Origin of the sequence: Lysobacter niastensis (assembly GCF_031457115.1) — a bacterium.
In the GTDB taxonomy this organism is placed as follows: Bacteria; Pseudomonadota; Gammaproteobacteria; order Xanthomonadales; family Xanthomonadaceae; genus Lysobacter_J; species Lysobacter_J niastensis_A.
Genome location: NZ_JAVDVY010000002.1, coordinates 193,504 through 214,221, shown reverse-complemented (window position 1 = coordinate 214,221; position 20,718 = coordinate 193,504). Strand labels below are relative to the sequence as shown.

Genomic DNA, 20,718 nt, shown 5'->3' with positions numbered 1-20,718 from the left:
CGGTCGGCCGGTCATCCGGTCGCCGTACAAGAATCACGAATATAGGTACGCACCATGTCGCGTAAAGGCTCCACTCCGCAGCGTTCGGTCCTGCCCGATCCCAAGCACGGCAGCGAAACGATCGCGCGTTTCATCAATATGGTCATGCAGAGCGGCAAGAAGTCGGTCGCCGAAAAGATCGTCTACGGCGCAATGGACGTGATCGGGGAAAAGAACCCGAACGCCCTTGAGCTCGTCGAGAAGGCGCTTGGCAACGTGTCACCGGCCGTCGAGGTCAAGTCGCGTCGCGTCGGTGGCGCCACTTACCAGGTGCCCGTCGAAGTCCGTACCTCGCGCCGCATGGCGCTGGCAATGCGTTGGCTGATCGAATCCGCCCGCAAGCGTGGCGAAAACACCATGCCGCGTAAGCTGGCGGCTGAACTGATCGATGCCTCGGAGAACCGTGGCGGCGCGATCAAGAAGCGCGAAGAAACCCACCGCATGGCGGAAGCGAACAAGGCGTTCGCCCACTACCGCTGGTGATCTGAGCGTCCCGCGGGCGCCTGACTGGGCGCCTAGGGCCTCAGCAGCACGTAGGTGCTGCCGCGGCGGCGAGAAAGCCGCCATGCGAACCGGAGGCCGCCCCAGAGGCGGCGTCCGGCCATCTGGAATTTGAAAACTTACGAGAGGGTCCCGTGGCTCGCACCACTCCCATCGAGCGTTACCGCAACTTCGGCATCATGGCCCACATCGATGCCGGCAAGACCACCACGTCTGAGCGCATCCTGTTCTACACCGGCGTCAGCCACAAGATCGGCGAAGTGCACGAAGGTGCCGCGACGATGGACTGGATGGAGCAGGAGCAGGAACGCGGCATCACCATCACGTCGGCCGCGACGACCGCGTTCTGGAAGGGCATGGACAAGTCCCTGCCTGAGCACCGCTTCAACATCATCGACACCCCCGGCCACGTCGACTTCACCATCGAGGTGGAGCGTTCGCTGCGCGTGCTCGACGGCGCGGTGTTCGTGCTGTGCGCCGTCGGTGGCGTGCAGCCGCAGTCCGAGACCGTGTGGCGCCAGGCCAACAAGTACTCGGTGCCGCGCATGGCGTTCGTCAACAAGATGGACCGTACCGGTGCCAACTTCGACAAGGTCGTCGAGCAGCTGAAGTCGCGTCTGGGCGCTTACGCCGTGCCGATGCAGGTGCCGATCGGCGCCGAAGACGGCTTCGAGGGCGTGGTCGACCTGATCAAGATGAAGGCCATCCATTGGGATGTCGCCTCGCAGGGCACCAAGTTCGAGTACCGCGAGATCCCGGCCGAGCTGCAGAGCAAGGCTGACGAAGCGCGCAGCTTCATGATCGAAGCCGCTGCCGAAGCCTCCGAAGACCTGATGGACAAGTACCTCAACGAAGGCGAGCTGAGCGAAGCCGAGATCCTCTCGGGTCTGCGCGAGCGCACCCTGCGCGTTGAGATCGTGCCGGTCTTCTGCGGTTCTGCGTTCAAGAACAAGGGCGTGCAGGCCATGCTCGACGGCGTGATCCAGTTGCTGCCGTCGCCGGCCGACCGTCCGCCGGTGCAGGGCATCGACGAGAACGACAAGGAAGACACCCGCAAGGCGTCCGACTCCGAGCCGTTCTCGGCGCTGGCGTTCAAGATCATGACCGACCCGTTCGTCGGTTCGCTGACCTTCTTCCGCGTCTACTCGGGCGTACTCAACTCCGGCGACCAGGTCTACAGCCCGGTCAAGTCGAAGAAAGAGCGCGTGGGCCGCATCCTGCAGATGCACGCCAACCAGCGCGACGAGATCAAGGAAGTCCGCGCCGGCGACATCGCCGCGGCCGTGGGTCTGAAGGACGTGACCACCGGCGACACCCTGTGCGCCATGGACCACATCATCACCCTCGAGCGCATGGTGTTCCCGGAGCCCGTCATCTCGATGGCGGTCGAGCCGAAGACCAAGTCGGACCAGGAAAAGATGGGTATCGCCCTCGGCCGTCTGGCCCAGGAAGATCCCTCCTTCCGCGTGCGTACCGACGAAGAGTCCGGTCAGACAATCATCGCCGGCATGGGCGAGCTGCACTTGGACATCCTCGTCGACCGCATGAAGCGCGAGTTCAACGTCGAAGCCAACGTCGGCAAGCCGCAGGTCGCCTACCGCGAGACCATCCGCAAGCCGGTCAAGGTCGAAGGCAAGTACGCGCGCCAGACCGGCGGTAAGGGTCAGTTCGGCCACGTCTGGATCGAACTGTCGCCGAACGAGCAGGGCAAGGGCTACGAGTTCGAGAATGCGATCGTCGGCGGTGTGATTCCGAAGGAATACATCCCGGCCGTCGACAAGGGCATCAAGGAAGCCGTCAACAACGGCGTGCTCGCCGGATACCCGATCGTCGACGTCAAGGTCAAGCTGATCGACGGTTCGTACCACGAAGTCGACTCGTCGGAAATGGCGTTCAAGATCGCCGGCTCCATGGCGTTCAAGGAAGGCTTCATGAAGGCCAGCCCGGCACTGCTGGAGCCGATGATGAAGGTCGAGATCGTCAGCCCCGAGGATTACCTGGGCGACGTGATGGGCGACGTCAGCCGTCGTCGCGGCATCCTGCAGGGTCAGGACGACAGCCCGTCGGGCAAGATCATCAACGCGATGATCCCGCTGGGCGAGATGTTCGGCTATGCGACCACGCTGCGTTCGATGTCGCAGGGTCGCGCGACCTTCACGATGGAATTCGATCACTATGCCGAAGCGCCGACCAACATCGCCGAGTCCGTGATCAAGAAGTCCTGAGCATGACACCCCGCGAGGCGCCGGCTGCCGCCGGCCCTCGCGACAAAGCACGATCAACAAGCAATTAATTTAAAGAGAGACAACCATGGCCAAGGGTAAGTTTGAGCGCACCAAGCCGCACGTAAACGTGGGCACGATCGGTCACGTCGACCACGGCAAGACCACGCTGACGGCAGCGCTGACGAAGGTGGGCGCCGAACGTTTCGGCGGTGAGTTCAAGGCATACGACGCGATCGACGCGGCGCCGGAAGAGAAGGCGCGCGGCATCACGATCTCGACGGCGCACGTCGAGTACGAAAGCCCGAACCGCCACTACGCACACGTGGACTGCCCGGGCCACGCCGACTACGTGAAGAACATGATCACGGGTGCGGCGCAGATGGACGGCGCGATCCTGGTGTGTTCGGCCGCGGACGGCCCGATGCCGCAGACGCGCGAGCACATCCTGCTGTCGCGCCAGGTCGGCGTGCCGTACATCGTCGTGTTCCTGAACAAGGCCGACATGGTCGACGACGCCGAGCTGCTCGAGCTGGTCGAGATGGAAGTGCGTGAGCTGCTGAGCAAGTACGAGTTCCCGGGCGACGACACCCCGATCATCCACGGCTCGGCCCGTCTGGCGCTGGAAGGCGACCAGTCGGAGATCGGCGTGCCGTCGATCCTGAAGCTGGTGGAAGCGCTGGACACGTTCATCCCGCTGCCGGAGCGCGCGATCGACAAGCCGTTCCTGATGCCGGTGGAAGACGTGTTCTCGATCTCGGGCCGCGGCACCGTGGTGACCGGTCGTATCGAGCGCGGCATCATCAAGGTGGGCGACGAAATCGAAATCGTCGGCATCCGTCCGACCCAGAAGACCACGGTCACTGGCGTCGAGATGTTCCGCAAGCTGCTCGACCAGGGCCAGGCAGGCGACAACGCCGGTCTGCTGCTGCGCGGCACCAAGCGTGACGACGTCGAGCGCGGCCAGGTGCTGGCCAAGCCGGGTTCGATCACCCCGCACACGTCGTTCGAAGCCGAGGTGTACGTGCTGTCGAAGGACGAGGGCGGCCGCCACACGCCGTTCTTCAAGGGCTACCGTCCGCAGTTCTACTTCCGCACGACCGACATCACCGGCGCGGTGACCCTGCCGGAAGGCGTGGAGATGGTGATGCCGGGCGACAACATCAAGATGGTCGTCGAGCTGATCAACCCGGTGGCGATGGACGAAGGCCTGCGTTTCGCGATCCGCGAAGGCGGCCGTACCGTCGGCGCCGGCGTGGTGGCCAAGATCATCAAGTAAGAAGGTGGCTTCGGGTCCGGATACGGCCCCGAACGCCCGGTCGTGGCCCTTCCCATCCAGGGCAGGGCGCTCAGACTGATCGGTCCCGGCGGACGCGCTTGCGCCCGCTGTGGATATACGGTTAGAATGCTCGACCACTGCGGTGCTTCGCCTTTGGCGGGCGCCGTAACCAGCGAAATGAGGTGCAGGAAGCGCCTCGTATTCGCCAGACAGGGACATGTCGCACGGCAGCGCTCCGTACGTTCCGGGCCCTCGGGCTTCCAAGGAACGCTAAACGGGGCCCTTCGTGCGTTCTACCTCCGTCTGGGCGGGCCGGGTAACCGGCCTGCCTTGTTTTTCAGGCAAGGATGCTCCGGGGTGAGGTGTAGTCCCGGAGTGTTGGCGTTTTTATGGGGTTCGGCACACCCAGAGGCCGGCCCGTCGCTCTTTTAACCAAGGAACACCGTCATGGCGGACCAAAAAATCCGAATCCGGCTCAAAGCGTACGATCATCGTCTGATCGACCGCTCGGCCAGCGAGATCGTCGAGACGGCAAAGCGGACTGGCGCGCAAGTGCGCGGCCCGATCCCGCTGCCGACCAAGATCGAGCGTTACACCATTCTCGTTTCCCCGCACGTCGACAAGGACGCGCGTGACCAGTACGAGACCCGCACGCACAAGCGCGTGCTCGACATCGTCGACCCCAACGACAAGACCGTGGACGCGCTGATGAAGCTCGAACTCGCGGCTGGCGTTGACGTCCAGATCAAGCTGACCTGAGGCAACCACCATGACCGCGAAGAAATATTCGTTGGGCATCGTCGGTCGCAAGGCCGGCATGAGCCGTTTCTTCACTGAAGACGGCAAGTCGGTTCCCGTGACCCTGATCGAGGCCACTCCGAACCGCATTACCCAGATCAAGACCACGGAATCCGACGGCTACAGCGCCGTGCAGGTAACCGTGGGCGTGCGCCGCGCCGCGCTCGTCAACAAGCCCGAAGCTGGTCACCTCGCCAAGGCGAAGGTCGAAGCCGGTCGTGGCCTGTGGGAGCTGCGCGTGGAGGCCGACCAGATCGGCGGTTTCGAAATCGGCGGCGAGATCAAGGCCGACATCTTCGAGGCCGGCCAGCTGGTCGACGTCCAGGGCGTGACCAAGGGCAAGGGCTTCCAGGGCACGATCAAGCGCTGGAACTTCCGAATGGGCGACGCCACCCACGGTAACTCGCTGTCGCACCGCTCGCCGGGTTCTATCGGCCAGCGCCAGACGCCGGGTCGAGTGTTCCCGGGCAAGAAGATGGCCGGCCACATGGGTGCGGTTAACCAGAGCACGCAGCGCCTGGAAGTGGTCAAGGTCGACGCCGAGCGCGGCCTGATCGCAATCAAGGGTGCCGTGCCTGGTGCGCCGGGTGGCGATGTCATCGTGCGTCCCTCGAGCAAGGCATAAGGAGAGATGACGATGGAACTCGCCATTACCAATAGCAGCAAGACGCTGTCGGTTTCCGACGCGATCTTCGGCCGCGAATTCAGCGAAGACCTGGTCCACCAGGTGGTCGTTGCCTACCGCAATGCCGGCCGCGCCGGTACCAAGGCCCAGAAGACCCGTTCGGAAGTCAACGGCACGACCAAGAAGTCGAAGAAGCAGAAGGGCGGCGGTGCGCGTCATGGCGCGCTGACGGCTCCGATCTTCGTCGGCGGCGGCGTGACCTTCGCGGCCAAGCCGCGCAGCTTCGCGCAGAAGGTCAACCGCAAGATGTACCGCGCCGCGATGGCCGCGATCCTGTCCGAGCTGAACCGCCAGGGCCGCATCATGGTCGTCGAATCGTTCGATCTCGACGCACCGAAGACCTCCGGTCTGGTGTCCAAGCTCAAGAGCCTGGAAGTCGGTCGCCGTCCGCTGATCGTCACCGAAGATGCCACCGAGAACCTGTACCTCTCGGCGCGCAACCTGCCGTACGTCGAAGTGCGTGACGTCCAGGGCCTGGATCCGGTTGCCCTCGTCGGCGCCGACTCGGTCGTGGTCACCGCCGACGCGGTCAAGAAGATCGAGGAGTGGCTGGCATGAACGACGCCAAGCTCTACAGCATCATCCGTGCGCCGCGCGTGTCCGAAAAGACCGCTCGTCTGCAGGAAGTTTCCAACCAATACGTCTTCGAAGTCGCGACGGACGCTACCAAGGCCGACATCAAGGTCGCCGTGGAAAAGCTGTTCGACGTTAAGGTCGAGGCGGTGAATGTGGTCAACGTGAAGGGCAAGAACAAGGCCTTCCGTAACCGCATGGGCCGTCGCGGTGACTGGCGCAAGGCGTACGTGAAGCTGGCCGAAGGCCAGTCGATCGACGTGATGGCCAAGGCCTGAGGAAAGACCCATGGCATTGATGACTTTCAAGCCCACCTCCCCCGGCCGCCGCAGCGCGGTTCGTGTGGTGACCCCGGGCCTGCACAAGGGCGCGCCGCACGCGGCGCTCGTCGAAAAGCAGGGCAAGACCGGTGGCCGTAACCACCACGGCCGCATCACCACCCGTCATGTGGGTGGTGGTCACAAGCAGCATTACCGCCTCATCGACTTCAAGCGCGACAAGGAAGGCATCCCGGCACGCGTGGAGCGCATCGAGTACGACCCGAACCGCACCGCCCACATTGCGCTGCTGTGCTACGTCGACGGTGAGCGCCGTTACATCATCGCCCCCAAGGGCCTGAAGAACGGCGACCAGGTGATCGCGGGTCGCGACGCCCCGATCCGCGTCGGCAACACGCTGCCGCTGACCAACATCCCGGTCGGTTCGACGGTGCACTGCATCGAGATGAAGCCGGGCAAGGGTGCCCAGTTGGCCCGCGCCGCTGGCGCTGGCGTCCAGCTGATCGCTCGCGAGCAGGGCTACGCCACGCTGCGCCTGCGCTCGGGTGAGATGCGCAAGGTGCCGGCCGAGTGCCGCGCCACCATCGGCGAAGTCGGCAACGACGAGCACAACCTCGAGAAGCTGGGTAAGGCCGGTGCCAAGCGTTGGCGCGGCGTCCGCCCGACCGTTCGCGGTGCGGCCATGAACCCGGTCGACCATCCGCACGGCGGTGGTGAGGCCAAGGCTGGCCAGGGCAACCCGCATCCGGTCACCCCGTGGGGTGTTCCGACCAAGGGTTACAAGACCCGCAAGAACAAGCGCACCCAGCAGTTCATCGTGCGCGATCGCAGGAGCTAATCGGCCATGGCACGTTCACTCAAGAAAGGCCCGTTCATCGATCACCACCTCGCCAAGAAGGTGGAGACCGCGGGTAACAACAAGAAGCCGATCAAGACCTGGTCGCGTCGCTCGATGGTGATGCCGGAGATGGTGGGTTTCACCCTCGCCATCCACAACGGCAAGAACCACATCCCGGTGCTGGTCAACGAGAACATGGTTGGCCACAAGCTTGGCGAATTCGCCCTGACCCGTACCTTCAAGGGTCACGGCGGCGACAAGAAGTCGGGTAAGTAAGGAGATGACCATGGAAGCGAAAGCCATCCTGCGCACCGCGCGCATCTCCCCGCAGAAAGCCCGCCTGGTCGCCGACCAGGTGCGTGGTCTGTCGGCCGAGCGCGCCGTCAACCTGCTGAAGTTCTCGGACAAGAAGGCTGCTGCACTGATCCGCAAGGTCGTGGAGTCCGCCATCGCCAACGCCGAGAACAACCAGGGCGCCGACATCGACGAGCTCAAGGTCACGACCATCATGGTGGACGAGGGTCCCGCACTGAAGCGCTTTATGGCTCGTGCGAAAGGCCGCGGCACCCGCATCCTCAAGCGCACCAGCCACATCACTGTGGTTGTGGGCGCGGGCAAGTAAGGCGGAGTCAGACAATGGGTCATAAAGTTCATCCGACCGGCATCCGTCTTGGCATCGCCAAGGACTGGAATTCCAAGTGGTTTGCCAACAAGAAACAGTACGCCGAGTTCCTGGCGGCTGACCTCAAGGTCCGCGACATGCTTCGCAAGAAGCTGGCGCAGGCCGGCATCTCGAAGATCTTCATCGAGCGTCCGGCCAACAACGCCCGCGTCACGATCCACACCGCCCGTCCGGGCGTGGTGATCGGCAAGCGTGGCGAGGACATTGAGAAGCTGCGTAAGGAAGTCAGCCAGCTGATGGGCGTCCCGGCGCACATCAACGTGACCGAGGTCCGCAAGCCGGAGCTCGACGCGCAGCTGGTTGCCGAGTCGATCGCTCAGCAGCTCGAGCGCCGCATCATGTTCCGTCGCGCGATGAAGCGCGCCGTGGGCAATGCGATGCGCCTGGGCGCCCTGGGCATCAAGGTCAATGTCGCCGGCCGCCTGAACGGCGCCGAGATCGCACGTTCGGAGTGGTACCGCGAAGGTCGCGTTCCGCTCCACACGCTGCGCGCCGACATCGATTACGGCTTCGCTGAAGCCAAGACGACCTACGGCATCATCGGCATCAAGGTCTGGGTCTACAAGGGCGAGGTCTTCGACTTCTCTCAGGTCGGCCAGGAAAAGCAGGACGACACGCCGCGTAGCGATCGCGGTGACCGTGGTGACCGCGGTGATCGCAGCGACCGTCCGGGCCGTGGCGCCCGCGAACAGAGGTAATCGACCATGTTGCAACCCAAGCGAACTAAGTACCGCAAGGTACACAAGGGCCGCAATGAGGGCCTGAGCTGGAACGGCAACGCCGTCAGCTTCGGCGAGTACGGCCTTAAGGCGACGGCACACGGTCAGCTGACCGCGCGCCAGATCGAGGCAGCGCGTCGTTCCATCAGCCGCTACGTCAAGCGCGGCGGCAAGATGTGGATCCGCGTGTTCCCCGATAAGCCGATCACCAAGAAGCCGATCGAAGTCCGAATGGGCTCCGGTAAGGGCAACGTCGAGTACTGGGTGGCCCAGATCCAGCCCGGCCGGATGATCTATGAGATCGAAGGCGTGGCTGAAGACGTGGCGCGTGAAGCGTTCCGTCTGGCCGCCGCCAAGCTCTCGGTCACCACCACATTCGTTACCCGGACGGTGCGCTAATGGAACTCAAGCAGCTGCGCGAAAAGTCGGCTGACGAGCTGAAGGCCCATCTGGTCGAACTGCACAAGGAGGGTTTCGCCCTCCGCATGCAGAAGGCCACCGGCCAGCTTGCCAAGACCCACGAGGCCCGTCGTGTCCGTCGCGAGATCGCTCGCGTCAACACGCTCATCGGCCAGAAGAAGTAAGGATCCGAACCATGACCGACAACAATACAGAGAAGGCGTTGCGCACGGTTGAAGGCCGGGTCGTCAGCAACAAGATGGACAAGACCGTCACCGTCCTCATCGAGCGCCAGGTCAAGCACGCGCTGTACGGCAAGTACATCCGTCGCTCGACCAAGCTCCACGCCCACGATGCCGATAACGCCTGCAAGGAAGGCGATATCGTCCGCGTGAAGGAGATCGCTCCGATGTCCAAGACCAAGAACTGGAGCGTGGTTGAGATCGTCAGCCGCGCCGCGGAATAAGAGGAGAGCTAACCATGATCCAGATGCAAAGCTACCTCGACGTGGCCGACAATTCCGGTGCCAAGGAAGTGATGTGCATTAAGGTGCTCGGCGGCTCCAAGCGCCGTTACGCCGGCATCGGCGACATCATCAAGGTCACCGTGAAGGACGCGATCCCGCGTGGCAAGGTCAAGAAGGGCGACGTCTATGACGCCGTCGTGGTGCGTACCCGCAAGGGTGTGCGCCGTCCGGACGGTTCGCTGATCCGCTTCGACGGCAATGCCGCCGTGCTCCTGAACAACAAGCAGGAACCGATTGGTACTCGCATCTTCGGGCCTGTGACCCGCGAGCTGCGTACCGAGAAGTTCATGAAGATCGTCTCGCTCGCTCCTGAAGTGCTCTGAGCGGAGGAATAGATATGAACCGTATCCGCAAGGGCGATCAGGTGATCGTCACCGCCGGCAAGGACAAGGGCAAGAAGGGTGAAGTTGTGCGCGTCGCTGGCGACAAGGTCGTCGTGTCGAACATCAACGTCATCAAGCGCCACACCAAGCCGAACCCGCAGGCTGGCCAGCCGGGCGGCGTGATCGAGCGCGAAGCTCCGATCCACATTTCCAACGTGATGTTGTTCAACCCGGCCTCTGGCAAGGGTGAGCGCGTTGCTTTCAAGGTGCTGGAGGATGGACGCAAGTTGCGTGTGTTCCGCTCCAGCGGTGAGGCGGTTGACGCCTGAGGAATGCTGAAATGACCACCCGTCTCGAAAAGTTCTACAAGGACGAAGTCGTCCCGGCGCTGACCAAGAAGTTCGGTTACTCGAACCCGATGGAAGTGCCGCGACTGTCCAAGATCACGATCAACATGGGCGTGGGCGAAGCTGCCACGAACAAGAAGATCCTGGAAAACGCCGTTGCCGATCTGACCAAGATCGCCGGCCAGAAGCCGATCGTGACCAAGTCCCGCGTGTCGGTGGCTTCGTTCAAGATCCGCGACGGCTGGCCGATCGGCTGCAAGGTCACGCTGCGTCGTGGCCAGATGTTCGAGTTCCTGGACCGCCTGATCAACATCTCGCTGCCCCGCGTGCGTGACTTCCGCGGTGTGTCGGGTCGTTCGTTCGACGGCCGTGGCAACTACAACATGGGCGTGAAGGAACAGATCATCTTCCCGGAAATCGACTTCGACCAGGTCGACGCCCTGCGCGGCATGGACATCGCGATCACCACGACCGCGAAGACCGACGCCGAAGCCAAGGCACTGCTCGAAGCATTCCGCTTCCCGTTCCGCAACTGATACTCGAGGACTGACACAATGGCCAAGACCTCCATGGTCAACCGCGAGATCAAGCGGGCCAAGCTTGCCAAGCAGCACGGCGACAAGCGTATTGCGCTGAAGAAGATCATCTCCAGCCAGACCGCTTCGTACGAAGAGAAGATGGAAGCCGCCGTCAAGCTGCAGAAGCTGCCGCGCGATTCCTCGCCGAGCCGCCAGCGCAACCGTTGCGAACTGTCGGGCCGTCCGCGTGGCGTGTACCGCAAGTTCGGCTTGGGCCGCAACATGCTCCGCAAGGCGACCATGAACGGCGACGTTCCGGGCCTGCGCAAGGCCAGCTGGTAATCCAGCCGGCTGCTGAGATGTAACAAGTGTGCCGGCAAGTCTGCTAGACTTGCCGGCTCGCTCGTTTCAGGCCCTGGCCCGAAAGGGCGGGGTCGCCTCCTGAGCCTCGTTGGCTTTGAGAGGCACTACAACTGAATTCGCAATCCCGCGGATATCGGTGCTACTCATAGGTGCATTACACATGAGCATGACTGATCCCATTGCCGACATGCTGGTCCGCATCAAGAATGCGGCGGCTGTCCGGAAGCAGACGGTGAAGATGCCGTCTTCGAAGATCAAGGTGGCCATCGCCAAGGTTCTCAAGGACGAAGGCTACATCCTGGACTCGCGCGTGACGGAAATCGGTGCCGGCAAGTCCGAACTCGAAATCTCGCTGAAGTACTACGAAGGCAAGCCGGTGATCGAGCGCCTCCAGCGCTACTCCCGTTCGGGCCTGCGCCAGTACCGTGGCAAGGACGAGCTGCCCAAGGTCCTCGGTGGCCTCGGCGTCGCCATCATCTCCACCTCGAAGGGCATCATGACCGATGCGCAGGCGCGCCAGCAGGGCGTCGGCGGTGAAGTCCTGTGCTTCGTGGCCTAAGGGAGGAATAGACATGTCCCGAGTTGCCAAGAAGCCGGTTGCCCTCGCCAAGGGCGTCGAACTGAACGTCCAGGCCGATTCGATCAGCGCCAAGGGCCCGAAGGGCACGCTGAGCATTGCCAAGCCTGCCGGTATCGCGGTCAAGGTCGAAGACGGCCATGCCGTGTTCTCGACCGAAGACGCGGCGCTGATCCCCCTGACCGGCACCCTGCGCGCGATCCTGGCCAACATGGTCAAGGGCGTCTCCGAAGGCTTTGAGCGCAAGCTCGAGCTGGTCGGCGTCGGTTACCGCGCCTCGATGCAGGGCAAGGACCTGAACCTGTCGCTGGGTTTCTCGCATCCGGTGCTGTTCCAGGCTCCGGAAGGCATCACCATCGCTACCCCGACCCAGACCGAAATCGTGGTCCAGGGCACGGACAAGCAGCGCGTGGGTGAGGTTGCAGCCAAGATCCGTGGCTTCCGTCCGCCGGAGCCTTACAAGGGCAAGGGTGTGAAGTACGCCGGTGAAGTGATCATTCGTAAGGAAGCCAAGAAGGCCTAATCGGCTTTCAGCTTTCGAGGACAGAAACCATGAGCAAGAACATCGCCCGCCTACGCCGCGCCAAGTCGACCCGCGCGCACATTCGCGAACTCGGCGTGCCGCGCCTGACCGTGCTGCGCACGGGTCAGCACCTGTACGCCCAGGTCTTCACCGCCGACGGCTCCAAGGTCCTGGCCGCCGCCTCGACCGTGCAGGCCGACGTCAAGGAAGGCCTGAAGAACGGCAAGAACGCCGAAGCCGCGACCAAGGTCGGCCTGGCCATCGCTGCCAAGGCCAAGGCCGCCGGCATCGAGAAGGTCGCCTTCGACCGTTCGGGCTACCGCTACCACGGTCGCATCAAGGCGCTCGCCGATGCGGCCCGCGAAGGCGGTCTGCAGTTCTAAGGCTTGAAGGCGTGGGGATTCGCCCCCACGCCTGACTGCATTCCTGCCGGCACAGGTGGTGCCGGGCGTTGCCGGGAATTGTCCGCGGCAGCGAAACACCCGATGTAGACCACAACCATAAGCGGCCAAGCCGCAAATCCCTTTAATCATCAGGAATTTGGAAATGGCAGAAGAACGTGCACCGCGGGGTCGTGATCGCGACCGTAACCGCGAAGAGATGGACGACGGCATGATCGAGAAGCTGATCGCGGTCAACCGCGTCAGCAAGACGGTCAAGGGCGGTCGCCAGTTCACCTTCACCGCGCTGACCGTGGTCGGCGACGGCGACGGTAAGGTCGGCTTCGGCTATGGCAAGGCGCGCGAAGTGCCGGTCGCCATCCAGAAGTCGATGGAATATGCCCGCAAGAGCATGGTCAACGTTGACCTGAACAATGGCACCCTGTGGCACGCCGTCAAGTCGGGCCACGGCGCTGCTCGCGTGTTCATGCAGCCCGCCTCGGAAGGTACCGGCGTGATCGCCGGCGGCGCGATGCGCGCTGTGCTGGAAGCAGTCGGCGTCAAGAACGTGTTGGCCAAGGCCGTGGGTTCGCGTAACCCGATCAACCTGGTTCGCGCCACGCTGAAGGGCCTGGGCGAGATGCACTCGCCGGCCAAGATCGCGGCCAAGCGCGGCAAGAAGGTGGAGGACCTGAACCATGGCTAAGAAGGAAGCAGCCGCTGGCGGCACCGTGAAGGTGCGCCTTGTCAAGGGTCTCCGTGGCACCCAGTCGCGTCACCGCCTGTCGGTGAAGGCCCTGGGCCTGAACAAGCTCAACGATGTGCGTGAACTGAAGGACAGCCCGCAGGTGCGTGGCCTGATCAATCAGTTGCACTACCTCGTTCGCGTCGAGGAGTAATCAATCATGCGTCTCAATACTCTCCAGCCCGCTGACGGCGCCCGCAAGGAGCGCACCCGCGTCGGTCGTGGTATCGGTTCGGGCCTCGGCAAGACCGCTGGTCGCGGCCACAAGGGTTCGTTCGCGCGTTCGGGCAAGGGCAAGATCAAGGCCGGCTTCGAAGGCGGCCAGATGCCCATGCAGCGTCGCCTGCCGAAGATCGGCTTCCGTTCCAAGATCGCCAAGGACACGGCCGAAGTGCTGCTGTACCAGCTGGAAAAGCTGGACGTGACCGAGGTCGACTTCGCCGCTCTGAAGGCTGCCAAGCTGGTGCCGAGCACCGCCAAGCAGGCCAAGATCGTGAAGAAGGGCGAGCTGACCAAGAAGTTCGTGCTCAAGGGCGTGCTAGCCACGGCCGGCGCCAAGGCCGCTATCGAAGCGGCCGGCGGCAAGGTCGAGGAGTAAGGCAAGCATGGCGCAGAGCGGCAACGCGATGGCCGGCATGGGCGGCGGGCTCGGTAAGTTCACCGAGCTCCGTCAGCGCCTGCTGTTCGTAGTCGGCGCTTTGATCGTCTACCGCATCGGGTGTTACATCCCGGTGCCGGGCGTCAATCCGGAAGCGATGCTCCGGCTGATGGAGACGCAGAAGGGCACCATCGTGGACATGTTCAACATGTTCTCCGGTGGTGCGCTTCACCGCTTCAGCCTGTTCGCGCTGAACGTGATGCCGTACATCTCGGCGTCGATCATCGTGCAGCTGCTGGTGCAGATCGTGCCCAGCCTGAAGGCCATCCAGAAGGAAGGCGAGTCGGGCCGTCGCAAGATCAACCAGTGGTCGCGCATGGGCGCCATCCCGCTGGCCGTGTTCCAGGCCTGGGGCATCGCCACGGCCCTGCAGGCCGGTGGCGCCAGCCAAGGCATCGCGGTGGTTTACAACCCGGGTCCGGGCTTCATCGTGACCGCGGTGATCGCGCTGACCGCCGGCACCATGTTCCTGATGTGGCTGGGCGAGCAGGTGACCGAGCGCGGCATCGGCAACGGCGTCTCGCTGATCATCTTCTCTGGCATCGTCGCGGGCCTGCCTGCGGCCGTGATCGGCATGTTCGAGCAGATCCGCAACGGCGACATGAATGCGCTGACCGCCATCGCGGTGGTAGGCATCGTGCTGGTCTTCACCTACCTGGTGGTGTTCGTCGAGCGCGGGCAACGCCGGATCACGGTGAACTACGCCCGCCGTCAGGGTGGCCGCAGCGCCTACCTGAACCAGTCGTCGTTCCTGCCGCTCAAGCTCAACATGTCGGGCGTGATCCCGGCGATCTTCGCCTCGAGCATCGTCATGTTCCCGGCGACCGCCGCGACCTGGTTCAGCCAGGCCGGTTCGGTCTCCTGGCTCCAGCGCGTCAGCCAATGGCTGAATCCGGGCGAGCCGCTGCATATGATCCTGTACGCCGGGCTGATCATCGGGTTCGCGTTCTTCTATACGGCCCTGGTATTCAACTCGCAGGAAACCGCGGATAATCTCAAGAAGTCGGGCGCGCTGATCCCGGGCATCCGTCCCGGCAAGGCGACCGCAGAATATATCGATGGCGTGCTGACCCGTTTGACCGCGGCCGGCGCCATCTACCTGGTGGCGGTGTGTCTCCTCCCGGAGATCATGCGCACCAAGATGGGCACCTCGTTCTACTTCGGCGGCACCTCGCTGCTGATCGTGGTCGTGGTGGTCATGGATTTCATCGCCCAGATCCAGGCTCATCTGATGTCGCATCAGTACGAGAGCCTGCTGAAGAAGGCGAACTTGAAGGGCGGCTCGCGCGGCGGTCTCGCGCGCGGGTGAACCCGGACCATTCCTGCGCGCCAGAGTAGCGCGCGGGGTTGGGCAGGGCGGCTTGCCGTCAGGTCCAGCCAGTCCGGATTCGTCGCCGGAGCATGGGCACACTCCCCATGCCGGGCACCGCGGCGCCTTAGGGCACCGCGGGGCTTTCTATTAACCCGAGACCTTGATACAATTTCCAGTTCACTCCGCCGGGATTAATCCGTCCTGGCCGCCAAATCAGTTGGAGATCGCGTTATGGCGCGTATTGCGGGCGTCAATTTGCCTGCCCAGAAGCATGTCTGGGTTGGGCTCCAGAGTATCTACGGCATCGGCCGTACCCGTTCCAAGAAGGTCTGTGAAGCCGCTGGCGTCACCTCGACCACCAAGATCCGTGACCTGTCCGAGCCCGAAGTCGAGCGCCTGCGCGCCGAAGTCGGCAAGTACGTGGTCGAAGGCGACCTGCGCCGTGAAGTCGGCATCGCCATCAAGCGTCTGATGGACCTGGGCTGCTACCGCGGCCTGCGTCACCGCCGCGGCTTGCCGCTACGCGGTCAGCGCACCCGGACCAATGCCCGTACCCGTAAGGGTCCGCGCAAGGCCATCAGGAAGTAAGGGGATCTCATCATGGCCAAGCCAGCAGCTGCCAAGCCGAAGAAGAAGATCAAGCGCGTCGTCACCGACGGCATCGCCCACGTCCACGCTTCTTTCAACAACACCATCATCACGATCACCGACCGCCAGGGCAACGCGCTCTCGTGGGCGACCTCGGGCGGCGCGGGTTTCCGCGGTTCCCGCAAGTCGACCCCGTTCGCTGCGCAGGTAGCCGCCGAAAAGGCGGGCCGCGCTGCGCTCGACTACGGCGTCAAGTCGCTGGAAGTCCGCATCAAGGGCCCGGGTCCGGGTCGTGAGTCGGCCGTACGTTCGCTCAACAACGTCGGCTACAAGATCATCAACATCATCGACGTGACGCCCATCCCGCACAACGGGTGCCGTCCGCCGAAAAAGCGTCGCGTCTGAGGAGCTGAAAGAACATGGCTCGTTATATCGGTCCCACCTGTAAGCTCGCTCGTCGCGAAGGCGCAGACCTTGGCCTGAAGTCGTCGGCTCGCGCCCTCGACTCCAAGTGCAAGCTCGAGCAGAAGCCCGGCCAGCATGGCCCTACCGCCCGCAAGGGCAAGCTGTCCGACTACGCCACCCAGCTGCGCGAGAAGCAGAAGGTCAAGCGCATCTACGGTCTGCTGGAGCGCCAGTTCCGCAACTACTACAAGAAGGCCTCGACCAAGAAGGGCAACACGGGTGAAAACCTGCTGCAGCTCCTCGAGACCCGTCTTGACAACGTCGTCTATCGCATGGGTTTCGCGGTGACCCGTCCGGCCGCCCGCCAGCTGGTCTCGCACCGCGGCGTCACGGTCAACGGCAAGCCCGTCAACCTGCCGTCCTACCAGGTCAAGGCCGGTGACGCGATCGCGCTCGCCGAGCGCGCCCAGAAGCAGCTTCGCGTCCAGGAATCCCTGACCGTGTCGCAGCAGATGGACCTCTCGCCGTCGTGGGTTGAAGTCGACAGCAAGAAGTTCAGTGGCGTGTTCAAGGCTGTTCCTGATCGTGCAGACCTGCCGGCCGACATCAACGAAGCGCTGATCGTCGAGCTGTACTCGAAGTAATCCAGGAGACGCCAGAACATGACGGTAACCGCAAACCAGGTGCTGCGTCCGCGCGGCCCTCAGATCGAGCGCCTTACGGGCAACCGTGCCAAGGTCGTGATCGAACCGCTGGAGCGTGGCTACGGCCACACGCTCGGCAATGCGCTGCGCCGCGTGCTGCTGTCGTCGATCCCGGGCTTCGCAATCACGGAAGTCGAGATCGATGGCGTGCTGCACGAGTACACCACGGTCGAAGGCCTGGAGGAGGATGTCCTCGAGGTTCTGCTGAACCTCAAGGATGTCGCCATCCGCATGCACACCGGCGAGTCCTCGACGCTGTCGCTGGCCAAGCAGGGCCCGGGCATCGTCACCGCCGGTGACATCAAGACCGACCACAACGTCGAGATCCTCAATCCGGAGCACGTGATCGCGCACCTGACCAAGGACACCGCGCTCAACATGCGTCTGAAGATCGAGCGTGGCTTCGGCTATCAGCCGGCCGCCGCGCGTCGTCGTCCGGACGAGGAAACCCGCACCATCGGTCGTCTGATGCTGGACGCCAGCTTCTCGCCGGTCCGCCGCGTGGCGTACGCCGTCGAAGCGGCCCGCGTCGAGCAGCGCACCGACCTCGACAAGCTGGTCCTGGACATCGAGACCAACGGTACGATCGACGCTGAGGAAGCTGTCCGCACCGCGGCCGACATCCTCACCGACCAGCTGTCGGTGTTCGGCGACTTCACCCACCGCGATCGCGGTGCGGCGAAGCCGGCCACCAGCGGCATCGACCCGATCCTGCTGCGTCCGATCGACGACCTCGAGCTGACCGTGCGTTCGGCCAACTGCCTCAAGGCGGAGAGCATCTACTACGTCGGCGATCTGATCCAGAAGACCGAAGTGGAGCTGCTCAAGACGCCGAACCTCGGCAAGAAGTCGCTCACCGAGATCAAGGAAGTGCTCGCCCAGCGCGGTCTCTCCCTTGGCATGAAGCTCGAAAACTGGCCGCCCGCAGGCATCGCTTCGCACGGCATGATGGGCTGAGCCTCGCGCTCAACCCATACGCGAACGCGCCTTCGGGCGCGTCCGCGTTTCAGAAGTAATCAGGCAACACATCGCCGACGGGCCAAGAAGCCCGCGGCACGCCGGCCACGGAGGGTCGGTTCGGGCCACCCGCAGTCCAATGTTCCAACGCCTGGATGGCGACAGCGAAGTACAACGGTTTCAACATTCAACAGGAATCACTGCCATGCGCCACCAGAAATCCGGCCGTAAGTTCAGCCGCACCAGTGCCCATCGCGATGCCATGTTCACCAACATGGCCGCCTCGCTGATCAAGCACGGCCTCATCCGTACCACGCTGCCCAAGGCCAAGGAGCTGCGTCGCGTCGCCGAGCCGCTCATCACCTTGGCCAAGGTCGACGGCGTCGCCAACCGCCGCCTCGCTTTCTCGCGCCTGCGCGACAAGGAAGCCGTGGGCACGCTGTTCACGACCCTCGGCCCGCGTTACCAGTCCCGTCCGGGCGGCTACCTGCGCATCCTCAAGTGCGGTTTCCGCGCTGGCGACAATGCGCCGATGGCCTACGTCGAACTGGTCGACCGGCCGGAAGCCGCGACGGAGTAATCCGACACGCGCATAGCCCGACGGCGACGTCGGGAAAGCAAAGCCCTGGCTTCGGTCGGGGCTTTTGCTTTTCCGGCTCGCGTGCTTTCCGGCTCGCGCTGGCTGCATCGTGAAGCTCGCGTGCAGGCGCTCGGCAACCCCGTTAAGCTTGGCCTATGACGACGACACTTCTTCGCGGTTCCTTCCGCACCCATTTTCTGCTGGGCTTCGCGATCTGCGCGGCGCTGTTGGGCTACGCGTTCTATTCGCAGTTGCACGACGGGCTGGAGCCGTGCCCGCTGTGCATCTTCCAGCGCGTGGCCTTCTTCGCCCTTGGCGTGGCCTTCCTGATCGGGGGCCTGCACGCTCCAAAGAGCATCGGCGGGCGTCGCGGCTACGGCGTGCTCGCGCTGCTTGCTGCGGTGGCGGGCATTGCCGTCGCCGGTAATCACGTGCGCCTGCAACACCTTCCGCCGGACCAGGTGCCGGCCTGTGGTCCCGGCCTGGACTACATGCTCGATGCGATGCCGATCTCGGGCGTCATCCGCAAGGTGATGACCGGCTCGGGTGAGTGCGCCAACGTGGACTGGACGTTCCTGGGTCTGTCGATGCCGGCGTGGAGCCTGATCTGGTTCGTGCTGCTCGCGCTATGGGCCGGATACGCCGCGTTCCGTCGACGCTGAACGGCCCGTCACGGTTGCCGTTGTAACGGTTGCAGCATCGCAGGCGAGCGCCCATGATCATTCGCCGCACTGCAGCATCGTCCGTGTCATGCCCACATCCGATCGCAACCTTCGTGCCGTGAACCTGCCCAAAGACTGGTCTCCCCAGTCCTGGCGCAGCTTTCCTGCGATGCAGTTGCCGACCTATCCGGATGCCCAGGCACTGTCCACGGCGCTGATCGAATTGCGCTCGCTGCCACCGCTGGTGACCTCGTGGGAGATCCTGTCGCTCAAGCAGCAGTTGGCTGAGGCACAGGAAGGCAAGCGCTTCCTGCTGCAGGGCGGCGATTGCGCCGAGAGCTTCGACGCGTGCAGCTCGGAGGTGATCTCCAACCGGCTCAAGGTGCTGTTGCAGATGAGCCTGGTGCTGGTGCATGGCATGCGCAAGCCTGTGGTGCGTGTCGGCCGCTTTGCCGGCCAGTACGCCAAGCCGCGCTCGACCGACACCGAAACGATCGGCGAGATGACACTGCCAAGCTACCGCGGCGACATGGTCAACGCACCGGAGTTCAGCGAGGCCGCGCGCGCACCGGACCCGCGCCGCATGATCAAGGCGCACGCGCGTTCGGCGATGACGATGAACTTCGTCCGTGCGCTGATCGACGGCGGCTTCGCCGACCTGCACCACCCCGAATACTGGAACCTGAGCTGGGTCGGTCATTCGCCGCTGGCCGACGAATACAGCCGCATGGTCAATGCCATCGGCGATGCCGTGCGCTTCATGGAGACGCTGTCGGGCTCGGAAGTCCACAACCTCAACCGCGTCGAGTTCTACACCTCGCACGAAGCGCTGCTGCTGCCATACGAGGAATCGCTGACGCGGCAGGTGCCGCGCCACTGGGGCTGGTTCAACCTCAGCACGCACTACCCGTGGATCGGCATGCGTACCGCTGCCGTGGATGGCGCCCACGCCGAATACTTCCGTGGCATCCGCAATCCGATCGCGTTGAAGGTCGGGCCGTCGGTGACGCCCGACCAGTTGCTGCGCACGATCGAGCTGCTCAACCCCGAGGACGAGCCCGGGCGCCTGACCTTCATCCACCGCATGGGTGCCAGCGGCATCGCCGAGAAACTGCCGCCGCTGCTCGACGCCATGCGTCGCGATGGCCGGCGCGTGCTGTGGGTTTGCGATCCGATGCACGGCAACACCGAGAGCACCAGCAACGGCTTCAAGACCCGGCGGTTCCGCAACATCCGCAGCGAGCTGGAGCAGGCATTCGAGCTGCATGCCGCCGCGGGTACGCGACTGGGCGGCGTGCATCTGGAGCTCACCGGCGAGGATGTCACCGAGTGCCTGGGCGGCGCGCGTGAACTCACCGAGAGCGATCTGGAGCGCGCGTACAAGTCGACGGTCGATCCGCGCCTGAACTACGAGCAGGCGCTGGAGATCGCGATGCTCATCGTGCGCAAGCAGGCGCAGATCGCGACGCCGGCCTGATCGAGGCGAGCCTGCAGGCGAGGTCGCGAGGTCATCGCCTGCAAGGTCGGGCCGTCAGTT

Annotated in this window: 32 protein-coding genes; all 32 read left to right on the top strand. The window is 63.8% G+C overall.

Going from position 1 to position 20,718, the window contains the following annotated elements:
* Positions 1-54: 54 nt before the first annotated feature.
* The 32 genes from rpsG (at position 55) to J2X06_RS10030 (ending at position 20,658) form a co-directional block, all read left to right on the top strand.
* Positions 55-522 (top strand): 30S ribosomal protein S7, encoded by a 468-nt coding sequence (gene rpsG / locus J2X06_RS10185; protein WP_310061861.1) that lies wholly within the window; start codon positions 55-57, stop codon positions 520-522.
* 152 nt (positions 523-674) lie between these two features.
* Positions 675-2,765, top strand: a complete 2,091-nt coding sequence (gene fusA / locus J2X06_RS10180) for an elongation factor G (RefSeq protein WP_310061858.1) — start codon at positions 675-677, stop codon at positions 2,763-2,765.
* Between the two features lie 85 nt (positions 2,766-2,850).
* Positions 2,851-4,041: an elongation factor Tu gene (gene tuf, locus J2X06_RS10175; protein WP_310061855.1), complete on the top strand. Its 1,191-nt coding sequence runs from the start codon at positions 2,851-2,853 to the stop codon at positions 4,039-4,041.
* 447 nt (positions 4,042-4,488) lie between these two features.
* On the top strand, positions 4,489-4,800 hold the full coding sequence (gene rpsJ, locus J2X06_RS10170; protein ID WP_027070119.1) for a 30S ribosomal protein S10: 312 nt from the start codon (positions 4,489-4,491) through the stop codon (positions 4,798-4,800).
* A gap of 10 nt (positions 4,801-4,810) precedes the next feature.
* Complete coding sequence (rplC, locus tag J2X06_RS10165; protein WP_310061853.1) at positions 4,811-5,464, top strand: 50S ribosomal protein L3; 654 nt, start codon at positions 4,811-4,813, stop codon at positions 5,462-5,464.
* A gap of 12 nt (positions 5,465-5,476) precedes the next feature.
* Positions 5,477-6,082: a 50S ribosomal protein L4 gene (gene rplD, locus J2X06_RS10160; RefSeq protein ID WP_310061850.1), complete on the top strand. Its 606-nt coding sequence runs from the start codon at positions 5,477-5,479 to the stop codon at positions 6,080-6,082.
* Positions 6,079-6,375 (top strand): 50S ribosomal protein L23, encoded by a 297-nt coding sequence (rplW, locus tag J2X06_RS10155; protein ID WP_310061847.1) that lies wholly within the window; start codon positions 6,079-6,081, stop codon positions 6,373-6,375. The genes rplD and rplW overlap by 4 nt, the downstream gene beginning before the upstream one ends.
* Before the next feature lie 10 nt (positions 6,376-6,385).
* Positions 6,386-7,213, top strand: a complete 828-nt coding sequence (rplB, locus tag J2X06_RS10150; RefSeq protein ID WP_310061844.1) for a 50S ribosomal protein L2 — start codon at positions 6,386-6,388, stop codon at positions 7,211-7,213.
* 6 nt (positions 7,214-7,219) lie between these two features.
* On the top strand, positions 7,220-7,489 hold the full coding sequence (rpsS, locus tag J2X06_RS10145) for a 30S ribosomal protein S19 (protein ID WP_310061841.1): 270 nt from the start codon (positions 7,220-7,222) through the stop codon (positions 7,487-7,489).
* 10 nt (positions 7,490-7,499) lie between these two features.
* Positions 7,500-7,835: a 50S ribosomal protein L22 gene (rplV, locus tag J2X06_RS10140; RefSeq protein WP_036111801.1), complete on the top strand. Its 336-nt coding sequence runs from the start codon at positions 7,500-7,502 to the stop codon at positions 7,833-7,835.
* Between the two features lie 14 nt (positions 7,836-7,849).
* Positions 7,850-8,593 (top strand): 30S ribosomal protein S3, encoded by a 744-nt coding sequence (gene rpsC, locus J2X06_RS10135; RefSeq protein WP_310061838.1) that lies wholly within the window; start codon positions 7,850-7,852, stop codon positions 8,591-8,593.
* A gap of 6 nt (positions 8,594-8,599) precedes the next feature.
* On the top strand, positions 8,600-9,013 hold the full coding sequence (gene rplP, locus J2X06_RS10130) for a 50S ribosomal protein L16 (RefSeq protein WP_055902334.1): 414 nt from the start codon (positions 8,600-8,602) through the stop codon (positions 9,011-9,013).
* Positions 9,013-9,198 carry a 50S ribosomal protein L29 gene (rpmC, locus tag J2X06_RS10125; protein WP_310061824.1) on the top strand — a complete coding sequence of 62 codons (186 nt, stop codon included), beginning with the start codon at positions 9,013-9,015 and terminating at the stop codon, positions 9,196-9,198. Before rplP ends, rpmC begins: the two co-directional genes overlap by 1 nt.
* Positions 9,199-9,209: 11 nt before the next feature.
* Positions 9,210-9,479 carry a 30S ribosomal protein S17 gene (rpsQ, locus tag J2X06_RS10120; RefSeq protein WP_310061819.1) on the top strand — a complete coding sequence of 90 codons (270 nt, stop codon included), beginning with the start codon at positions 9,210-9,212 and terminating at the stop codon, positions 9,477-9,479.
* Positions 9,480-9,493: 14 nt separating this feature from the next.
* On the top strand, positions 9,494-9,862 hold the full coding sequence (gene rplN, locus J2X06_RS10115; protein WP_056136003.1) for a 50S ribosomal protein L14: 369 nt from the start codon (positions 9,494-9,496) through the stop codon (positions 9,860-9,862).
* Positions 9,863-9,876: 14 nt separating this feature from the next.
* A complete protein-coding gene (rplX, locus tag J2X06_RS10110) occupies positions 9,877-10,191 on the top strand; it encodes a 50S ribosomal protein L24 (RefSeq protein ID WP_310061816.1) in 315 nt (104 codons plus the stop codon).
* 11 nt (positions 10,192-10,202) lie between these two features.
* Entirely contained in the window at positions 10,203-10,745 is a 543-nt protein-coding gene (gene rplE, locus J2X06_RS10105; RefSeq protein WP_310061813.1) for a 50S ribosomal protein L5, read from the top strand.
* Between the two features lie 18 nt (positions 10,746-10,763).
* Entirely contained in the window at positions 10,764-11,069 is a 306-nt protein-coding gene (rpsN, locus tag J2X06_RS10100) for a 30S ribosomal protein S14 (RefSeq protein ID WP_310061810.1), read from the top strand.
* 181 nt (positions 11,070-11,250) lie between these two features.
* Complete coding sequence (rpsH, locus tag J2X06_RS10095; RefSeq protein ID WP_310061807.1) at positions 11,251-11,649, top strand: 30S ribosomal protein S8; 399 nt, start codon at positions 11,251-11,253, stop codon at positions 11,647-11,649.
* Between the two features lie 13 nt (positions 11,650-11,662).
* Positions 11,663-12,190: a 50S ribosomal protein L6 gene (rplF, locus tag J2X06_RS10090; protein WP_310061805.1), complete on the top strand. Its 528-nt coding sequence runs from the start codon at positions 11,663-11,665 to the stop codon at positions 12,188-12,190.
* 29 nt (positions 12,191-12,219) lie between these two features.
* Positions 12,220-12,573: a 50S ribosomal protein L18 gene (gene rplR, locus J2X06_RS10085; RefSeq protein ID WP_310061803.1), complete on the top strand. Its 354-nt coding sequence runs from the start codon at positions 12,220-12,222 to the stop codon at positions 12,571-12,573.
* A 163-nt stretch (positions 12,574-12,736) separates the two neighbouring features.
* Positions 12,737-13,276 (top strand): 30S ribosomal protein S5, encoded by a 540-nt coding sequence (gene rpsE, locus J2X06_RS10080; RefSeq protein ID WP_310061800.1) that lies wholly within the window; start codon positions 12,737-12,739, stop codon positions 13,274-13,276.
* Positions 13,269-13,469 (top strand): 50S ribosomal protein L30, encoded by a 201-nt coding sequence (gene rpmD, locus J2X06_RS10075; RefSeq protein ID WP_310061797.1) that lies wholly within the window; start codon positions 13,269-13,271, stop codon positions 13,467-13,469. The genes rpsE and rpmD overlap by 8 nt, the downstream gene beginning before the upstream one ends.
* A 6-nt stretch (positions 13,470-13,475) precedes the next feature.
* On the top strand, positions 13,476-13,913 hold the full coding sequence (rplO, locus tag J2X06_RS10070; protein WP_310061794.1) for a 50S ribosomal protein L15: 438 nt from the start codon (positions 13,476-13,478) through the stop codon (positions 13,911-13,913).
* Positions 13,914-13,920: 7 nt separating this feature from the next.
* Positions 13,921-15,282 carry a preprotein translocase subunit SecY gene (gene secY, locus J2X06_RS10065; RefSeq protein ID WP_310061792.1) on the top strand — a complete coding sequence of 454 codons (1,362 nt, stop codon included), beginning with the start codon at positions 13,921-13,923 and terminating at the stop codon, positions 15,280-15,282.
* Between the two features lie 234 nt (positions 15,283-15,516).
* Positions 15,517-15,873, top strand: coding sequence for a 30S ribosomal protein S13 (rpsM, locus tag J2X06_RS10060; protein ID WP_310061789.1), 357 nt, complete (start codon positions 15,517-15,519; stop codon positions 15,871-15,873).
* Positions 15,874-15,885: 12 nt separating this feature from the next.
* Complete coding sequence (gene rpsK, locus J2X06_RS10055; RefSeq protein WP_310061787.1) at positions 15,886-16,278, top strand: 30S ribosomal protein S11; 393 nt, start codon at positions 15,886-15,888, stop codon at positions 16,276-16,278.
* A 14-nt stretch (positions 16,279-16,292) separates the two neighbouring features.
* Positions 16,293-16,922, top strand: a complete 630-nt coding sequence (gene rpsD, locus J2X06_RS10050; protein WP_194932350.1) for a 30S ribosomal protein S4 — start codon at positions 16,293-16,295, stop codon at positions 16,920-16,922.
* A gap of 18 nt (positions 16,923-16,940) precedes the next feature.
* Complete coding sequence (locus J2X06_RS10045; RefSeq protein WP_310061785.1) at positions 16,941-17,939, top strand: DNA-directed RNA polymerase subunit alpha; 999 nt, start codon at positions 16,941-16,943, stop codon at positions 17,937-17,939.
* A 205-nt stretch (positions 17,940-18,144) separates the two neighbouring features.
* Positions 18,145-18,519 (top strand): 50S ribosomal protein L17, encoded by a 375-nt coding sequence (gene rplQ / locus J2X06_RS10040; RefSeq protein ID WP_194932348.1) that lies wholly within the window; start codon positions 18,145-18,147, stop codon positions 18,517-18,519.
* A gap of 155 nt (positions 18,520-18,674) precedes the next feature.
* Positions 18,675-19,181: a disulfide bond formation protein B gene (locus J2X06_RS10035; RefSeq protein WP_310061780.1), complete on the top strand. Its 507-nt coding sequence runs from the start codon at positions 18,675-18,677 to the stop codon at positions 19,179-19,181.
* Between the two features lie 88 nt (positions 19,182-19,269).
* Positions 19,270-20,658 carry a class II 3-deoxy-7-phosphoheptulonate synthase gene (locus J2X06_RS10030; RefSeq protein ID WP_310061777.1) on the top strand — a complete coding sequence of 463 codons (1,389 nt, stop codon included), beginning with the start codon at positions 19,270-19,272 and terminating at the stop codon, positions 20,656-20,658.
* Positions 20,659-20,718: the final 60 nt, after the last annotated feature.

Coding starts and splice junctions, on each gene's coding strand:
- rpsG (WP_310061861.1), top strand. CDS start 55: ATGTCGCGTAAAGGCTCCACTCCGCAGCGTTCGGTCCTGCCCGATCCC.
- tuf (WP_310061855.1), top strand. CDS start 2,851: ATGGCCAAGGGTAAGTTTGAGCGCACCAAGCCGCACGTAAACGTGGGC.
- rpsJ (WP_027070119.1), top strand. CDS start 4,489: ATGGCGGACCAAAAAATCCGAATCCGGCTCAAAGCGTACGATCATCGT.
- rplC (WP_310061853.1), top strand. CDS start 4,811: ATGACCGCGAAGAAATATTCGTTGGGCATCGTCGGTCGCAAGGCCGGC.
- rplD (WP_310061850.1), top strand. CDS start 5,477: ATGGAACTCGCCATTACCAATAGCAGCAAGACGCTGTCGGTTTCCGAC.
- rplW (WP_310061847.1), top strand. CDS start 6,079: ATGAACGACGCCAAGCTCTACAGCATCATCCGTGCGCCGCGCGTGTCC.
- rplB (WP_310061844.1), top strand. CDS start 6,386: ATGGCATTGATGACTTTCAAGCCCACCTCCCCCGGCCGCCGCAGCGCG.
- rpsS (WP_310061841.1), top strand. CDS start 7,220: ATGGCACGTTCACTCAAGAAAGGCCCGTTCATCGATCACCACCTCGCC.
- rplV (WP_036111801.1), top strand. CDS start 7,500: ATGGAAGCGAAAGCCATCCTGCGCACCGCGCGCATCTCCCCGCAGAAA.
- rpsC (WP_310061838.1), top strand. CDS start 7,850: ATGGGTCATAAAGTTCATCCGACCGGCATCCGTCTTGGCATCGCCAAG.
- rplP (WP_055902334.1), top strand. CDS start 8,600: ATGTTGCAACCCAAGCGAACTAAGTACCGCAAGGTACACAAGGGCCGC.
- rpmC (WP_310061824.1), top strand. CDS start 9,013: ATGGAACTCAAGCAGCTGCGCGAAAAGTCGGCTGACGAGCTGAAGGCC.
- rpsQ (WP_310061819.1), top strand. CDS start 9,210: ATGACCGACAACAATACAGAGAAGGCGTTGCGCACGGTTGAAGGCCGG.
- rplN (WP_056136003.1), top strand. CDS start 9,494: ATGATCCAGATGCAAAGCTACCTCGACGTGGCCGACAATTCCGGTGCC.
- rplX (WP_310061816.1), top strand. CDS start 9,877: ATGAACCGTATCCGCAAGGGCGATCAGGTGATCGTCACCGCCGGCAAG.
- rplE (WP_310061813.1), top strand. CDS start 10,203: ATGACCACCCGTCTCGAAAAGTTCTACAAGGACGAAGTCGTCCCGGCG.
- rpsN (WP_310061810.1), top strand. CDS start 10,764: ATGGCCAAGACCTCCATGGTCAACCGCGAGATCAAGCGGGCCAAGCTT.
- rpsH (WP_310061807.1), top strand. CDS start 11,251: ATGAGCATGACTGATCCCATTGCCGACATGCTGGTCCGCATCAAGAAT.
- rplF (WP_310061805.1), top strand. CDS start 11,663: ATGTCCCGAGTTGCCAAGAAGCCGGTTGCCCTCGCCAAGGGCGTCGAA.
- rplR (WP_310061803.1), top strand. CDS start 12,220: ATGAGCAAGAACATCGCCCGCCTACGCCGCGCCAAGTCGACCCGCGCG.
- rpsE (WP_310061800.1), top strand. CDS start 12,737: ATGGCAGAAGAACGTGCACCGCGGGGTCGTGATCGCGACCGTAACCGC.
- rpmD (WP_310061797.1), top strand. CDS start 13,269: ATGGCTAAGAAGGAAGCAGCCGCTGGCGGCACCGTGAAGGTGCGCCTT.
- rplO (WP_310061794.1), top strand. CDS start 13,476: ATGCGTCTCAATACTCTCCAGCCCGCTGACGGCGCCCGCAAGGAGCGC.
- secY (WP_310061792.1), top strand. CDS start 13,921: ATGGCGCAGAGCGGCAACGCGATGGCCGGCATGGGCGGCGGGCTCGGT.
- rpsM (WP_310061789.1), top strand. CDS start 15,517: ATGGCGCGTATTGCGGGCGTCAATTTGCCTGCCCAGAAGCATGTCTGG.
- rpsK (WP_310061787.1), top strand. CDS start 15,886: ATGGCCAAGCCAGCAGCTGCCAAGCCGAAGAAGAAGATCAAGCGCGTC.
- rpsD (WP_194932350.1), top strand. CDS start 16,293: ATGGCTCGTTATATCGGTCCCACCTGTAAGCTCGCTCGTCGCGAAGGC.
- J2X06_RS10045 (WP_310061785.1), top strand. CDS start 16,941: ATGACGGTAACCGCAAACCAGGTGCTGCGTCCGCGCGGCCCTCAGATC.
- rplQ (WP_194932348.1), top strand. CDS start 18,145: ATGCGCCACCAGAAATCCGGCCGTAAGTTCAGCCGCACCAGTGCCCAT.
- J2X06_RS10035 (WP_310061780.1), top strand. CDS start 18,675: ATGACGACGACACTTCTTCGCGGTTCCTTCCGCACCCATTTTCTGCTG.
- J2X06_RS10030 (WP_310061777.1), top strand. CDS start 19,270: ATGCCCACATCCGATCGCAACCTTCGTGCCGTGAACCTGCCCAAAGAC.